This window comes from Umezawaea sp. (genome assembly GCF_057122925.1).
Genome location: NZ_DBNGPQ010000187.1, coordinates 34,283 through 50,458 on the forward strand (window position 1 = coordinate 34,283; position 16,176 = coordinate 50,458).

A 16,176-nucleotide genomic window follows, 5' to 3' on the forward strand; every position below is an offset into this window, starting at 1 on the left:
CCAGCCCAGCCCAACCCAGCCCAGGCTCGGCCAGCCCAGCCCAGCCTCGGCTGGGTGAGGGTTGGTGCGGGTGAAGTGGTCGGGCGGTGGTGCGGTGGGGGAGGTCTGTGCCGGGTTGGGTCGCGTGCTCCCGGTCAGCGCTGTGCCTCTCACTGCTCCAGTGCCGCTAGTGCTGTGGTTGCCTCTGCCGCCTCTGCTGTGGCGTTGAGCGCGGTGAACAGGTCTGCTGCCGTGCGCAGTTCGGTTTTCGCCTGGTCGTGGTCGCCTGATTGTTGTGCTGCTCTGGCCAGGCCCCTGTGTGCTCTGGCCCGTTCGAACCGGCTGCCCTGCTCTACCGCTCGTGCCAGGGCGTTGTGGTGGGCTGCCGCTGCCGCTGTCGGGTTGCCTGCCTGGCAGTGCACTTCGCCCAGGCTGTTGTGGGCCATCAGTTGGTCCAGTGGTGACGAGCGTTCCTCGAACACGGCCATGGCGTCGTGCAGGTGGTTGACGGCTTCGGGGAACCTGCCCAGTGCCGCCTCGAAGATCGCGATGCCGCGCAGCGTGATCCCCGCGTTCGTCCGCGCGCCGCAGCGCTCGTAGTTGGCCAGTGCGCGGGTCGCCCACTCCAGGGCGCCCTCGTGGTCTGCGCGGCCGTGCAGGATCCACGCGTAGTTGCCCATGGCGTTGCCCGCGCCGCGCAGGTCGCCCACCTGCTCGAAGATCTCCTGTGCCCGCAGGTAGTGCGGGCCCGCCGCCTCGGGGTCGCCGCGTTCCAGCAGGGCCAGACCCAGGTTGTTGCGGGTGGACGCCTCCGCGGCGAGGTCGCCCAGGCGTTGGGTGGCGGCCAGTGCGGTGCGGTGCGTGCGGACCCAGGTGTCCCAGTCCTTCGTGAGGAAGAAGTAGCCGCGCATCGTGTAGGCGAGTTGCCAGCGGCGGGCGTCCAACTCCGGACCGCCTACCTGGAACAGCGCCGCCAGCACCTCGTGCTCGGCCGTCATCCAGTCGAGCGCGGACTCGCGGCTGTCCAGCCCCTCGACCGGCGTCGACGACCCGTCCAGCGCTACGCGGAAGCGGCGCGGTGACAGCAGCACGTCCGCCTGTGCCGCGCCGTGCAGGTGGTGGTCGAACAGCCGCACGAGCGCCGTCCGCCGTTCCTCCCGGTCGCCCTCCTCGGCCAGTTCGGCGGCGTAGACCCGCAGCAGGTCGTGCATGCCGACCCGGCCGCGACCCGCGTCCACGGCGACCTGCGCCTGGAACAGGACGGCGAGCAGCCGGTTCACCCCGCGCACCGGGACGTCCGCCAGCGCGGCCACGGCTGCCCTGCCGACGTCCGCGCCGGGAACGAGGCCCAGCAGGCGGAACAGCCTCGCCGCGTCCGGCGGCAGCCGCCGGTAGGACCACGAGAACACCGTCCGGACGGCGGTCCTGGGGTCGCCGCTGTCCAGCGCGTCCAACCTGCTCCGCTCGTCGGCCAGCGCCGCCACCAGGTCGGCGAGCGGAACGTCCGGCTGGTAGCTCGCGTAGCCCGCGACCACCCGCAGCGCCAGCGGCAAGCCGGCGCAGTGCCGCACGCACTCCGCCGCGGCCTCCGGCTCGTCCCGCACCCGGTCGCCGACCAGCGTCGCCAGCAGGTCCAGCGCCTCGGCCTCGGCCAGCACGTCCACGGCCAGCGGCACCGCGCCGTGGTCGACCACCAGCCCGGTGAGGTTCGCCCGGCTGGTCACCAGCACGCACGACCCCGCACCCGGCACGAGCGGCCGCACCTGCTCCTCGTCCCGCGCGTTGTCCAGCACGACGACCACCCGCCGTTCGCTCAGCCGCGAGCGGAACAGCGCCGCCCGCTCCTCCGTCCCCACGGGCAGGTTCTCCGGCTCCACGCCCAGCGCCCGCAGGAAGGAGCCGAGCACCTCGCCCGCGTCGGAGGGCTGCTCCGCGCCGAACCCGTGCAGGTCGACGTGGAACTGCCCGTCCGGGAAGCGGTCGGCGGCCCGGTGCGCCCAGGACACGGCCAGCGCGGTCTTGCCCACGCCGCCCATGCCGGTCAGCACCACCACCGGCACGGTCCCCGCGGGCGCGTCGAACACCGCCCGGTCCACGGCCGCCAGCAGCGCGTCACGGCCGCCGAACCCTCGCGGTGGAGCGGGCAACTGCCTGGGCGTCCGCGTGACCTCGGAGGGCGCGTGGAAGTGCACTCCGCCCGCGATCGCGCCCGCCTGCACCAGGTTGCCCGAGACACCGGACATGGAGTTGCTCGTCATCGGTTCCCCTTCGTCCGGCGTCAAGGGAACACTCGGCGGGCCGCGGTCACGACACCGGGGTCGGCGTGGGAGCGGGAGGTGAAGACCCGAGGCGCGTCGCGGTCGCTCACCGGACTTCGCGGCGCACGGCGGAGACGAGGCGGGCGCCGAGTTCCGCGGTGACGTCGTGGACCGCGGCGCGGAGCCGGGTGACGCTGAAGGTCTCCCCCGCGGTGACGGTCGCGGACCGCGCGGCGTCCGCGCGCACGTGGTCGAGCGCTTCGAGACCGACCGAGGGGGCGACGTGGTCCGGCACCGGCAGGTCGAGCGCGAGCAGCGCGGTCATCAGGTTCTCCAGCCGCGGCACCACGTCCTCGACCAGCGCGCTGCCCCCGCCGCCGGGCAGCGCCGTCCAGGCCGAGCGCGCGCCGTCGCGCCGCACGGTGATGCCGGACGACCGCTGGAAGGCGGACGCGCTCTCGTCGGTGGAGTCGACCCGCAGCGGTTCAGCGTCGTCGAACAGACCGTGGGCGAGGCCGTGGGAGGCGAGTTCCCCGGACAGCGGTTCGAGCCGCCGGACGGGCAGCCGCCCGTGCTCGCCCACCGGGAGGAGGTGCACCGCCAGCGCGGGCACGCCCTCCGCGCGGGTCGGGGACCCCTGATGCGCGCCGTCCGCCGAAACCATCGCAGGCTCCTCCCGCTCGCGGTGGTGACGCGACCAAGCTACAGCGGGTCGTCCGGCGCTTCGGTCCGTGGAACCGGGTGGTCAGCGCTTGTCCGGCTTCTGTCCTTGTTCTGTCGTTGATCCGGCGGACGGGCCGAGGCGGGTCCACAGCGCGGCCAGGCGGCTGACGTCCGGGGAGGAGAGGTGGTCGATGAACTCCCGCCGGATGTCGCGGAACAGGATGTCCATGGCCCGCACCAGGTGCTGCTCGCCCTCGGCGGTCAGCGCGGCGTCCACGGCCTGGCGGCCGGGCACGCTGGTGCGCTCCACGAGGCCTCGTTCCTCCAGGCGGGTCACCATCCTGGTGACGCCGCTGGGGGTCACCACACCGGAGAGCTGGTTCATCCGCAACCTGCGGTCGGGCGCGGTCCACAGCCGGTACAGGACGTCGAACTCCGTGGTGGTCAGGTCGGCCCGCCTCTGGAGGTCCGCGTCCAGCCTGCGGACGATGCGGGTCTGCACCTCCAGCATTCCGCGCCACGCCAGCAGTTCCAGCGACGTGAGGTGCGGGACGTCCGGCCCGTTCGCGTCGGGGCCCGCCGGGTGCCTCCGCGCCGACCTGGAGCGGGCGCGGTAGGCGCGCTGCCTGCACGCGGCCGAGCAGTACCGCGACGGCCTGCCGGACTCCTGGTCGAGCAGCGGGACCCGGCACGCCCCGCACAGGATTTCGTTCACGAGACCATCCCCCAATGGCGTTGCGTGACGTCGCGTGCCCAGGTTAGGACACGGCGGCCGGGCTCGGGCGGACGGACCGGGTGATCTTGGGTGCGAACGGGTGGTCCTCGTCCACTGAGGAGCAGGCGGCGGGGAGCGGTCGTCGTCGCCCCGTGGGTACCTGATGATCGCGCAATCGATTTCACCACGGTTTTCCGCGGCACCTCCGCCCCTCGGCGTCCCGTGCGCCCGCAGGGCGTGATCGACGCTCGCGAAAACGGTCCGAGCAGGCGAGTTCCGGACCTCGCCCGATCCGGGGGCCTGTCCACCGGACAGAATCCGAAGTTCACCGCGACGTCCCTGTGCGAGCCGAGGCGCGGACCCTACTGTCGAGCCGCCACCGCCGCACGAAGGGATCCCCATGCGCGTCCTCCCGCTCAGCCTCGCAGCCCTCCTGGTCCTGAGCGCGGCGGCGACCCCGACGTCCGCCCACCCGGCGGGCGACCTCAAACCCGCCAAGGACCTCACCCGCTACGTGGACCCCCTCATCGGCAGCGCCAACGGCGGCAACACCTACCCCGGCGCGGTCCGTCCCTTCGGGATGATCTCCTGGAGCCCCACCAGCACCAGGGGCGACCAGACCAACACCGGCGCGGCCAACGGGTACGCCTACGACGCCACCAGGGTCAGGGGCTTCAGCCTCACCCACGTCAACGGCGCGGGCTGCCACCCCGGCGCCGCGGGCGACGTCCCCATCATGCCGTTCACCGGCGACATCACGACCTCCCCGACGGCGGACACCGGGGACGAGGTCTACGCCGACGACTTCCGCCACGAGGACGAGAAGGCCACGCCCGGCCGTTACCGGGTGGCCCTGGAGTCCGGTGCCGCGGTCGACCTCTCCACGACCACCAGGGCGGGCGTCGGCACGTTCTCGTTCCCCGAGGACAAGAAGGCGGCGCTGCTGTTCCGCGTCTCCAACTCGCTCAACGGCAGCGAGGACGCGGACATCACCATCGACCCGCGGACCAACTCGGTGGAGGGCTCCGTGCTCACCGGGGCGTTCTGCGGCAGGCGGGCCAACGGCGGCGGCAACAACAAGAAGACCTACTACCGCCTCTACTTCACCGCTCGGTTCGACCGCCCGTTCGCCTCGACGGGCACCTGGCGCGACGACACCCTGACCCCCGGCTCGACCACCACCCACGGCGGCGAGGGCTACGAGACGGGCGCCGCGCGAGCGGGCCGGGGCTCCGGCGGCTACGTCACGTTCGACCCGTCCACCGACAGCGACGTCCAGGTCGAGGTCGGCATCTCCTACACCAGCCGACAGGCGGCGAGGCGCAACCTGGCCGAGGAGATCAAGCCGGGGGACACCGTCGACACCATCGCCCGCGAGTCAACCAGGGCGTGGGAGGCCAAGCTCAAGGACGTCGAGGTCGCGGGCGGCACCCAGGACCAGCTCACCACCTTCTACACCGCCGTCTACCACGCCTTCCTGCAACCCAACGTCGCCAGCGACGTGGACGGCACGTACCTCGGCAGCGACCAGCAGGTCCACCGGCTCGAACGCGGCCAGGACGACCAGTACGGCAACTTCTCCGGCTGGGACCAGTACCGGGCCCACACCCAGCTCCTCGCCCTCCTGGAACCGGAGGTGGCGAGCGACTACGCCCAGTCCCTGCTCAACCTCGCCGAGCAGAACGGCGGCGTCTGGGACCGCTGGGTCCACGTCAACGGCCCCACCCACGTCATGACCGGAGACCCCTCCGCCCCGGCCCTCGCGGGCATGTACGCCATGGGCGCCAAGGACTTCGACGCGGACGAAGCGCTGGCCTCGCTCGCCCGACAGGCGACCACCCCGCACCCCGACGGCCTGTCCGACAAGGGCTGCCCCGGCCAGTGCGAGGGCCAGCGCCCCAACCTCGCCGAGTACCAGCGCCTCGGCTACGCCCCCCAGGACACCTGCCACTGCTGGGGCGGCGCGGCCGAAACCCTGGAGGACTCCACCGCCGACTTCGCCCTGGCCGACTGGGCGGCGCGCCTCGGCCGGTCCGACATCCGCACCCGGCTCCTCCCGCGCGCGAGCTGGTGGCGCAACACCTTCAACCCGTCGGCCGCCGGAACCGGCTACCAGCAGGCGAAGAACGCCGACGGCACGTGGGTCTGGCCGTTCACCCCCTCCTCGGACACCGGTTTCGCCCAGGGCAGCAGCGCCACCTACACGTGGATGGTCCAGCACGACGTCTCCGGCCTCGCGAACGCCATGGGCGGCAGGGCGCGGGCGGCGGCCCGGCTGGACGACTTCTTCCACCGGCCCGACGGTTCCTGGGCCACCGGCGGCGACGGCCTCCGCTACGACCCGACGAACGAGCCGGGCATCCACACCCCGTGGCTCTACAACGCCCTCGCCCAGCCGTGGAAGACGCAGCAGACCGTGCGGGCGATGGCGAGCCTCGTCTACCAGACCGGTCCGGGGGGACTGCCGGGCAACGACGACCTCGGCACCATGTCCGCCTGGTACGTCTTCGCCGCGCTCGGCGTCTACCCGCAGACCCCGAGCCGCGCCGAACTCCTCCTGTCCAGCCCGACCTTCCCCAAGGCGTGGATCAACCGCGGTGGCAAGACCATCAGGATCACCACCCCGAACGCCTCCCCGGACAACGTCTACGTCCAGGGCGCCACGCTGAACGGCAAGGCCCACACGAGGTCGTGGCTCCCGGAGAGCGTGGTCGCCAGGGGCGGTGACCTGACCGTCGACGTCGGTCCGACCCCGAACACCGGCTGGGGCACCACCGACCTCCCCGTCGACCACGTCCCCGCGGCGGCGGCCCCGGTCCCCAACCTCCCGGAGCCCTGCACCCCGTCCGGCTCCCAGTGCGCCCACGACCTCCGCGTCCAGTCCGATGTGGACGGCGTGGCCACCGCGGACGCCAAGCAGCAGGGCAACCTCGACGGCAAGGGCTGGAGCTTCCCCGCCGAACAGCTCCCCGCGGCGGGGCCGCGCACCGTGACGGGCGTCGACTACCTGATCCCCACCACCACGGGCACCGCCCGCAACGTCCTCACCGCGAGGGGCCAGCGCACGTACCTGACGCCGAAGGCCTACACGACGCTCGACCTGCTCACGACGGCGGTCAACGGCGACCAGCGGGTGGACGTCACCGTCACCTACACCGACGGCTCGACGTCCACCGCGACGCTGGCCGTCACCGACTGGGCGTCGGCGGCGGGGCCGAAGTTCGGCGAGGACACGGCGATCACCGCCACCACCCGCTACAACGTCAACGGCACCGCCGACGGCCGCACGGTCCGGATCTGGCACGTCGCCGTCCCGCTGGACCCGACCCGCACCGCCGCGTCCTTCACCACCACCCCCAACCAGAACCTCAAGGTCCTGGCGCTGAGCGCGACCTAGTCCTACACGCGGTGGAGCGCCGCGCCCGCGAGGTCACGACCGTGCTCGCGGGCGTTGTGCTCCGCCGCGACCCGCATCTCGGCGGCCAGGTCCCGCAGCGACTCCATCGCGGGCGTCACGGCGGCCAGCGTCAGCTCCGACTCGACCACCTTCAGGTCCAGCAGCCACACGTCGGCGAGGAAGCGCCGCATCCACCCGGTGGCGTGGTCCCAGCCCTCGCGCGGCGTGCCCGCCCCGTAGCCGCCGCCGCGCACCGTCACGAGCACGGCGGGCTTGCCCTGCGTCGCGGGCGTGGCCCCCGGACCCATCCGCGGATCGGTGGCGACCAGGTCGGCCCACGTCTTGAAGTGCTGCGAGACGCCGTAGTTGTACAGCGGCACGGCGAACAGCAGCGCGTCGGCGTCGACCAGCTGGTCGGTGGCCTCGGTGGCCAGCGCGACGGCCTGCCGCTGCTCGGGCGTCCGGTTCTCCTCGGGGGTGTACGGCGCGGTCACGGCCGTGGCCCACGCGGTGGCCGGGATCGGGTCGACGCCGATGTGCCGGGTGGTCACCGCGGCGTCGGGGTGGGCCGACCTCCACTCCTGCTCGACGATGTCGGCGATCTCTCGGCTGTGCGAGCCCTCGACGCGGATGCTCGCGTCCAGGCGGAAGAGCGACATGGTGTGACTCCTAGTGGTTCCCAGTGGGTAGTGATGCACTAGCTGCTAGCGCTTCACTAGTCACTATGAATATACGAGCACACAGGTGGAGCGCAAGTGGCGGGGTACTATGGCGTGCGTGACACCACCGGAGCCGAGCACCGTTCAAGAGGCTCACGACCTGCAAGTGTGCGATGTGTCGCTGCGGCGCGCGTTCGGCTTCCTCGGCAAGCGGTGGAACGGCGTGATCATCGCGACGATCGGCGCGCTCGGCCCCGTCGGCTTCGCCGACCTGAAGAGGGCGGTCACCGGCATCACCGACTCGATGCTGTCGGACCGGCTCACGGAACTGGCGTCGATCAACCTGGTCGTGCGCTCGGTGACCACGGCGAAGCCGCCGTCGGTGACCTACGCGCTCACCGAGGAGGGCAAGCGCCTGCTCCCGGTGTTCGACCAGCTCGCGCGCTGGGCGCACGGCAACCTGTCGGACTGCCTGGGCGGTCGCTAGCTCTCGGGCCGCGGGCGCTCAGGCTGGCGGCTGTCCGGATCGGCGGTTGTTCGCCCGCGGTCGCTCGGGCCTGCGGTTGTTCGGCTGGCGGTCGCTCAAGTCGCGGTCGCTCCGGCAGCGGGTGATCCGGCGGTGGGTGATGCGGCGGCGGGGTCGCCTGGGTCTGCGGTTGTTCCGGCAGGCGGTCGTTCGGCGGCCGGGTCGCCCGGGGCTGCGGTTGTTCCGGCAGGTGGTCGTTCCGGCGGTGGGGTCGCCTGGGTCTGCGCTCGGGCAGGCGGCTGTTCGGCCTGGTGCCGTTCGAGCGGGCCGTCGTTCGCGCTGCGGTGATCGGGCGGAGGTGGCCCCGGCTCGCGGCCGTTCGAGCAGCGCGAAGCGGGCGTCGCCCGGTGTGGAAGGCCCCCCGACTCACACGCTAGAGGAGAGGGCTGACAGTTTTGAGGGCCCGAAGTCGGGTGGGGATCACTCGAAGAGGTGATCGCCGGCCGTGCGGTCCGGTAGGTCGGGGTGGTGCGGGGGAAGGCGGGTCCTAGATGTCGGCGCGGCCGTCCACGAGCCACTCCAGTTCGGTCGTCCACTCCAGCTCGCCGACGTCCACCAGGCTCGGCTCCTGGCCCAGCGGCATGACCTCCTGCGTGTACCGGAGGAACTGCTCCACCCACGTCACGGACAGCCGCAGCGTCAGGTCACCGGCCGCGGAGTCCAGTTCCAGCGACGTCACCAGCCCGTGCCGGACCCGCACGTCGCCGATGCCGCCGCCGTCGACCAGCAGCTCACGGGCGAAGACCCACTCGGACGCCTCGCCGGTCTCGTCGTCGTGCACGAGCAGCGTGATCGCGTACGGGTCGGTCGTGTTCCAGCTCAGCGACGCGAGCGACCCCGACCTGGACCGCCCCTCCCCACCCCGCTCGGTGATGGCCGTCTTGGTCGTCGTCCCGGTGACGCAGTGGCGGTCGTCGATGCCGAAGCGGCACAGCCACTGGTGAGCGTCGCCTTCACGGTGCTGGTACGCGTGAGGGTCGTCGATCATGGGATCCGTCCTTCCGGGCGAGGAGCAGCGAGCTGTTCTCTACCCAGAAGACGCGCGTAGCTCGTCCAGGGTGCGTGTCGTGATCTAAATGCGACACAAATCTGGGGTGCCCAGGGGTCGATAGGGGTGCCGAGAACGCCTCCCACCAGCGGATTCAAGGTCCACGCGCGACAGGTAACAACTTGGTGTTGGAGCGGCCGAAAAATGCGGTCCGAGACGCTTTCACGCGATTCTCATGGACCAACCGATCGGTCTGGGTAGGCCAGTTGTTCATTCATGATGAGGAACGCCCCCAACCCGTGGAAGTCGTTCACGGCCCGCGGTCGGTCCAGGTAGTACCGCTCGTTCCCCACCCCGGTCCCGACCACGATCTCCTCGACCTGGGCGCGTCCGTCGGACCCGGTGGACGTCCGGTCGAGCACACCCCGGTACCCCTTCGCCGCCACCGGCAGGAAGGTCGGGCTCAGGTAGCCGCGCTCCACCGCCCGCGACACGGTGTACGCGTACATGCTCGAACACGACGTCTCGGTCCAGTTCCCCGCGAGCGAGGGCTTGGTCGGCAGCTGGAACCACCGGCCGCTCGCCGGGTCCTGCCACCGCTGGTAGCCACCTGCCAGGTGCCGCACGACGTCCACCAGCGCCGCCCGGTTCGGGTGCGTCGGGGGCAGCACGTCGAGCACGTCCACGGTCGCCATCCCGAACCAGCCGACGGCCCGGCACCACACCTCCGGCGACACCCCGGTGGCGGGATCGGCCCAGGACGACCTCCGCGTCTCGTCGTAGGCGTGGAACAGCATCCCGTCGGGCGACCGCAGGTGCCCGAAGTACGTGACGAGCTGCCGGGACGCCTCGTCGAACGCGGCCGGGCCGTCCCCGACCTGCGCGCCGTACCGGGCGAGGAACGGCTGCGCCATGAACACGCCGTCGGCCCACAGTTGCCCGGTGAACGCGGTGTTGTGGATCAGCGCGCCGTCCGACGTGCGCGGGTACTCGGCCATCCGCTGCCGGATCCGGGTGGCCGCCAGCGTGTACCGGGCCTCGCCGGTCTCGCGGGCGAGCACCAGGAAGACGTTCCCCGCCAACATGCTGTCCAGGTCGTTGTACGCGTTGCCGGTGCTCCCGTCCGGCCGCACCTCGGCACCGCCCCACGCCTTCAGGTAGTCCAGGTACCGCGGATCGCCCGTCCGCTCGAACACCAGGTGCACGCCCTGGAGGAACAGCGCGTCCGTGTAGCCCAGGCCGAGCGACGTCGCGGGCCGCCTGGCGATCGTCGAGTCGACGATCGCCGTGGACCAGTCGTCGGGCGCGGGCGCCACGACGCCGTTGTCGACCACCAGCGAATCCAGGTTCGGGCCGCCGTCGGCGGTCGTGGCGGTGGCGCGGACCGTGTTCGCGCCGGAGGTCAGCCGAGCGCTGACGACACGGGTGGTCCACGACGTCCACGCGCCGGTACCGGGGAACGACACCTCGGTGACCGCCACCCCGTTCACCTCGATCCGCAGCGGCCGGGCGGCCGTCGTCCCGTTGGCGTAGCGGAACACCAGGTCGTGGTCGCCCGCCACGGCCGCGTCCACGGCGAACCGCACCGCGCTGCCCACCACGTTGTCGAAGTTCACGAACCCCGACCCGGTGAACCCGGCGTGGTTCGACTCCACCACGCCCAGCGTCCGGGTCGCCCGCTCGGCCTCGTAGGCGGTGGTCGCCGCCGACGCGGGAACGGCGACCAGCGAGAACGCCAGAGCGGCCACCACGACGGGCGTCACGCGCACGCGATCCTCGCCTCCGTCCAGTCCGCGTGGTCGAAGTTCTTGCCGTCACCGCCGTCGGTGACGCGCAGGCTCAGCAACCGCACCCCGCCGACGTCGACCGACACGGCGCGGGCGGAGGTCTTCTCCCTGATGACGCCGCTGTCGTAGAGCAGCCGGTCGTCGCCGTACACCTGGAACACCACGGACCCGGTCTCGGTCGTCTCGTCGTCCAAACCGATCCCGGCGGTGAACGCGGAGCACCGGCGACCGGTGTAGACCGAGACGTCCGACGCCGCGTGCACGCCGATCCCCTTGGCGTAGGTCGTGCCGCCGACCCGCAGCGGAGCGCCGTCACCGCCGGAACTCTCGCCGTTGGAGCGGTCGCGCTCGGCCGGGCCCCAACCGTTGGTCTCGGTCGTGAAGGGGAGGTCGCTCACGAACGACGTCCCGCCGGGCACCGCGGGTGGGACGAACACCCGCACGGCCTTCTCCACGTGCGTGCGCTCGGCGTTGAACTCCGCGAACACCGGCACGTCCACGAAACCGTACGGGCTCTGGTCACCGACCCGCAGCGTCCACCGGCCGGTCATGGTCTCGCCCGGTGCCAGCGCCCCGCGCCGCACCGGCAGTCCCGTCACGCTCCAGCCCGAGGGGGCCGCCGCCGTGAGGGACGGGTCGGTCAGGACGCTGGAACTGGTGTTGGTGAACGTGCCGGTCACGTCGAAGGCCGTGCCCTTCGCCGCGTCGAACTCCTGGGTCGGTGTGACGCTCAGCGAGGTCGTCGGGACCTGCTTGACCGGCAGGTCGCACGTCGTGCGGCCGGACCGGGCCGGGCAGGCGACGGCGGCGAAACCGCCGTTGCGCGGCACGGCCACGGAGAGGGTGGACGTCGAGCGCAGCACCTGGCTGGACCGGAGCACGTCGCCGCGGGACGTGGACGCGTCGTCGCGGACGACCTCCACGAGCCAGTCCCCGCCACCCAGGAACGACAGCGGTGCCGCGACCGTGCGGGCGTCACCGGTGGAGATCGCGCCGACGAACCAGCGGTCACCCGCGCGCCGCGCCACCACCGCACCGGTGTCGGGGGTGCCGCCGACCAGCCTGGTGTCGTCCCAGGTCGTGGGGACCTGGTTGAGGAAGCGCAACGCCTGCGGCCTCGCCTGGTAGGCCTCGGGCTTGTCGGCGAAGTGCGTCCAGCCGGACTCGTAGACCACGGGCAGCGCCACCTCGTGCGCGACCGTCGCCTCCTTCGTGCCGACGTCGAGCGACACCGGCGTGTAGTCCATGGAACCGACCACGTTGCGGGTGAACGCCTGCACCGGGTTGTTCGCCGCGGCGGGCCGGTTCTCCGCGCCCCGCACGGCCTCCATCGTCATGACGTGCGGCCACGTCCGAGCCAGGCCGTGGGGGATGGTGGAGCCGTGGAAGTTCACCATGAGGTGCAGGTCGGCCGTCTTCGCCAGCACCGCGTCGTACCACCGGTAGCGCTCGCGGGAGTCGGACTCCATGAAGTCCAGCTTCACGCCCTTGACGCCCCAGCCCTGGATCCTCGGGAGGAGGGTGTCCTGCTCGGCCCTGGTGTCGAGCGCGGTCCAGTGGAGCCAGAGCAGGACGTCCACGCCCTTCGCCCTGGCGTACCTGGTCAGCTCCGGTGCCCAGGTCGCGCTCCAGCCCTCGTCCACCAGGACGTACGGCCAGGCGTTGCGGGCGGCGAAGTCGACGTAGGCCTTCTGGCGTTCGAAGTTGGACGGGCTGGAGTTCTCGCTCAGCCAGGACCAGGCTACTTTGCCCGGTTTGATCCACGTGGTGTCCGCGATCTTCGACGGGGGTGCCAGGTCGTCCACCAGGGTGGACCCGGTGACCGCGGCGAGGTCGCCGATGATCGCCGTGCGCCACGGGGTCGTGAGTTCGGCCTCCGCCGTGACCTGGTCGTCGGCGAGGACGACCTGGTAGGAGCCGGAACCGGCGGTGTGGCGCAGCTTCGAGCCGGGGTAGCGTCCGTCCACGTCGGACTCGGTGAGGAGTGCGTAGTCCTGGCCCACCTGGAACAGGGACGGGTTGCCGTAGTCGCCCGCCGGTGCGCTGCCCGCCGTGGTTCGGATCCGGTCGGCCTCGTACCAGGCGTTGTAGGGCAGGAGCCAGGCCGGGGCGCTGGTGGGGACGGTGAAGGTCGAGGCCTCCCCGGTGATCGTCACTGGGCCCGGTACCACGTACCGGTAGGCCACGCCGTCCGCTGAAGCCCTCACCACCAGGTCGATCCGCGCGCCGGTCGTGGTCGTGAACGCCAACCGCGACTCGTTCGCGGTGACGGTCCGGTTCCGTCGCTTGCCGGTGGTCATCGCGTACTGCTCGGAGATCGTGCGGTCCGTGCGACTGGTGAACCGCAGGCCGGTGGTCAAGTCCGCTGTCGTGGTGGTGAGGCCTACCGGGGAGGGGGACAGCACGGTGCGTCCCGAGCGGGTCGCCCCCACGGTTGGTCTGCCGGACGGGTCCAGTGCCACGGTGGCCGAGAGGGTGCCCGACGACACCACCCACCGGTTGGCGGGTTGTGCCTGGGCCGCAACCGGTGTCACTGCGGATGCTAGGGCCAGCAGCACGATCATGAGCCACGGCTTGGACGACGCCATTGTCAGACCTCCGGACGCGTCTCGGTGCAGGGAGGGGTGAGAGCGCTCCCTCGATCGTGTCGGCGGGGGTGGGGGCGGTCAAGGTCGCCGGTGGTTATTAGCCGGACAGGATTTGTCCGGTCTGCTCTCCGCCATCGAGTTGACTTGTCAAGATCATCCCTGTAGTGGGCTTGATCCAGTGCAAATGTGCCCCCAATGGAGATGTAGATATGCATTGATAGTCAATGCATCGGCTATAAATGTTGTTGACGTACTATTTTTGCGGTTCTAAGCCATCTGAGGTCTCGCGCTCGGTCTGATTCGGTACGGACGCGTTTCGGTTGTTGCGATGCATGTCCTACTCCAGTCGGGTGAGTGAGCGGTTCACTCGAAAGCGACACGCGGTTCACTCCAACGAAGTGTGGTCAGAATGAGGTATGACTTCGCTCCGTGACAGGCGCTGCACTTCGTGAGTTCCGCAAATGGCTCACCTCTCTCAACGACGCAGACCTCACGACGCTGGTGTCCGTGGATGACGGCCTGCGCGTGCTGGGACGGCTGCCCATGTCGTACTTGGGTGGGCGCCGTCCCGCGTCCAGAGACCTGAGAGCTATCCGAGTGGGCATCACCAAGTCCTCCAACCAGCAGCTCCTCACCCTCGTGGCGAACGCGCTCGAGCTGGTTTCGCACTACCTGAACAGGCACTACGAGTTCGACCTGGACGCGGTGAGCAAACCCGACCATCGCATGCTCACCCGGATGCTGGTTGAACTCGGGCAGCCCTACGGTCAGTTCGTCCTTTACGCGTTGTTGCTTAGCAACGTGCCGGCCAGTCCGCTAGCGGTCGAACACGAGGCCAGCCTGAGGCAGGCAATCGGGGAGTCCGTGGAGACGAACCTTCCTGAATGCCGGGTGGTTGAGGCTGTGGAAGCGGAAACCTCAGGCGAAACTGGTCGCGCGCTGCAAAGGACAGAGTCCTCGGTTTCCGAGGATGTCAGCAACCTCGACCTGATTCGAGCTGAAGCTCAGCTCGCGGAGTTGCGTGGATTTGCTGAAACTATCGCGTTCGATCTGCGCTCGCTTGCCGCTGACGTCGAAGCGGGCGTTCCACTGTTCACCGAGATCGACGCCCGTCTGAGCGAGTACAGCAGGCGACGTGGCGGACTCATCGAGGCTGTGGCTCTCCTCGTGGAGGTGCAGCCCTCGGTCGGGTTCGACGGTCTTGGTGAACGGATGGAGGAGTGCCGCGCTAGTCGGGTTGCCGAGCTCCGGGCTCGAGAGATCGCCGCTGGGCGAATTCGCGATCTTGACCGGCAGATCGCCGAGCTGGAGGCGATGGTCGAATCAGCTCCGGAGATCGCTCGTGACTCCTTGAGAACAGCGCTGGAAGCGATGCGGATCCAGCGAGGTGAACTGGGTGCCGGAACCGTCAGCGCCTGCACGGCCGAGTTGGTGGCTGAACCCGTGGTTGCGGAGCAGCCCGTGCTGGACAGCGTCGACGGTCTTTCCGACGAGAGTGATGAGCGTTCTGCCGGTCGGCCCGAGCCGGTCACGTCCATCGTGAAGCGTGATGAAACTCGGACCACGGTTGTTGAATCCTCAGATGTGGATGTCGTACCGACCGACGTGGCCGTTACGACATCGGAGACGCTCGACGACGATCCACAGTCGTCAGGCGCGGAGGAGTTGGCGCACGGTTTTCCCTGGGAGGAAGGCGATCCTCCGCTTGCCGTCCGACTGACGTATGACGGCAGGATCGCGGAAGCCTACTGGGTGACCGCCATGTCGGGTGAGCCGGACCGTCGTGCCGCGGTTCTCAGGTTTGCCGCTGCCGCATACGGCGTTCACAACAACTCGGACGCAACCGCGATTCTGGCTGCACTTGATTTGGACGCCCAGGCACTGGGCATGGACATGGACGCCGCAGTGGTGGCCACGACCGCGATCCTCCGTGCTGGTCTAATAGCCGGCTGGGGTCATTCCCTTCTGGCTCAACTGCAGCCCGACCTGACGTTGCCCGCTGAATGGGCAGCACTTGTCGATGCGTCGATCGCAGCGGTCCGTCGGAGCTTCCGGGTTGACTACGGGGTGGGTGTGCTCCCTCCGGAAGACGACGTGAGCGAGGCACGTGTGGAACTGGGCAGACGAGCGAGGAGCTTGGCTGACGAGTTGCCACGGCGGAAGAACAGCTACCAGCGTGCGACCAGGGTCTTGCAGCGGTTGATGTTGACAGACCAGCCACTGGCGTCCGCGCTGCACTCCGTGATCGCTTGGTCCGACGGAGCAGGCGAGGGAGCCGCGGTCGGAGAAGCTCATGCTGCGCTGAGCACGCCTGGAGCTGCGGAGGCGATCATCGAGGCCGCAGACGCCGCGATGCGCAAGCCGAAGCAGGCGCGTGAACCCATCGTCGCCACCGCTCTGCGTGCTCTGCTCCGGGCGATCGACGAAGTGCGTATCATCGTGCGGGAAGCAGACGTCGTGAGCCGTCGGCTGGCCGTCGCGGAGTCCGACGACCGGGCTGTGACGGCAGGGCTCTCCCGCGCTTTGGCAGATGTCGAGTCCGTGCCAGTCCCGCAGGGGATGGCGGGTGCGGCAATGGCCCTGTTCCGTTCCTGGCTGCAGGACCCGGCGAGCTTC

At 70.4% G+C, this 16,176-nt stretch carries 10 protein-coding genes; 3 read left to right on the top strand and 7 right to left on the bottom strand.

Features of this window, described 5'->3' with window-relative positions; genetic code table 11:
- Positions 1 to 149 precede the first annotated feature (149 nt).
- The 3 genes from AC156L_RS41585 to AC156L_RS41595 all read right to left on the bottom strand — a co-directional run bounded on the left by AC156L_RS41585 (position 150) and on the right by AC156L_RS41595 (position 3,615).
- Positions 150 to 2,237 carry an ATP-binding protein gene (locus AC156L_RS41585; RefSeq protein WP_330874711.1) on the bottom strand — a complete coding sequence of 696 codons (2,088 nt, stop codon included), beginning with the start codon at positions 2,235 to 2,237 and terminating at the stop codon, positions 150 to 152.
- 106 nt (positions 2,238 to 2,343) lie between these two features.
- Complete coding sequence (locus AC156L_RS41590; protein WP_330874712.1) at positions 2,344 to 2,901, bottom strand: hypothetical protein; 558 nt, start codon at positions 2,899 to 2,901, stop codon at positions 2,344 to 2,346.
- Between the two features lie 81 nt (positions 2,902 to 2,982).
- On the bottom strand, positions 2,983 to 3,615 hold the full coding sequence (locus tag AC156L_RS41595) for a MarR family winged helix-turn-helix transcriptional regulator (protein WP_330874713.1): 633 nt from the start codon (positions 3,613 to 3,615) through the stop codon (positions 2,983 to 2,985).
- Between the two features lie 400 nt (positions 3,616 to 4,015).
- Here AC156L_RS41595 and AC156L_RS41600 point away from each other — a divergent pair, with 400 nt between their 5' ends.
- On the top strand, positions 4,016 to 7,012 hold the full coding sequence (locus AC156L_RS41600; protein ID WP_330874714.1) for a GH92 family glycosyl hydrolase: 2,997 nt from the start codon (positions 4,016 to 4,018) through the stop codon (positions 7,010 to 7,012).
- 2 nt (positions 7,013 to 7,014) lie between these two features.
- Here the strand turns inward: AC156L_RS41600 and AC156L_RS41605 are convergent, their stop codons facing one another.
- Positions 7,015 to 7,671, bottom strand: coding sequence for an FMN-dependent NADH-azoreductase (locus AC156L_RS41605; protein WP_330874715.1), 657 nt, complete (start codon positions 7,669 to 7,671; stop codon positions 7,015 to 7,017).
- A 166-nt stretch (positions 7,672 to 7,837) separates the two neighbouring features.
- Here AC156L_RS41605 and AC156L_RS41610 point away from each other — a divergent pair, with 166 nt between their 5' ends.
- Complete coding sequence (locus AC156L_RS41610; protein ID WP_330874716.1) at positions 7,838 to 8,158, top strand: winged helix-turn-helix transcriptional regulator; 321 nt, start codon at positions 7,838 to 7,840, stop codon at positions 8,156 to 8,158.
- 526 nt (positions 8,159 to 8,684) lie between these two features.
- On the opposite strand, the gene AC156L_RS41615 is transcribed toward AC156L_RS41610, so the two are convergent.
- From AC156L_RS41615 to AC156L_RS41625, 3 genes are all read right to left on the bottom strand, one after another.
- Positions 8,685 to 9,185, bottom strand: a complete 501-nt coding sequence (locus tag AC156L_RS41615) for an SsgA family sporulation/cell division regulator (protein WP_330874717.1) — start codon at positions 9,183 to 9,185, stop codon at positions 8,685 to 8,687.
- Between the two features lie 233 nt (positions 9,186 to 9,418).
- Positions 9,419 to 10,948 carry a glycoside hydrolase family 88 protein gene (locus tag AC156L_RS41620; RefSeq protein ID WP_330874718.1) on the bottom strand — a complete coding sequence of 510 codons (1,530 nt, stop codon included), beginning with the start codon at positions 10,946 to 10,948 and terminating at the stop codon, positions 9,419 to 9,421.
- Positions 10,945 to 13,560, bottom strand: coding sequence for an NPCBM/NEW2 domain-containing protein (locus tag AC156L_RS41625; protein ID WP_330874719.1), 2,616 nt, complete (start codon positions 13,558 to 13,560; stop codon positions 10,945 to 10,947). Before AC156L_RS41625 ends, AC156L_RS41620 begins: the two co-directional genes overlap by 4 nt.
- Positions 13,561 to 14,157: 597 nt before the next feature.
- On the opposite strand from AC156L_RS41625, the gene AC156L_RS41630 reads away from it, so the two are divergent.
- Positions 14,158 to 16,176: hypothetical protein (locus AC156L_RS41630; RefSeq protein WP_484407831.1), on the top strand; the 2,019-nt coding region annotated here is incomplete at its 3' end.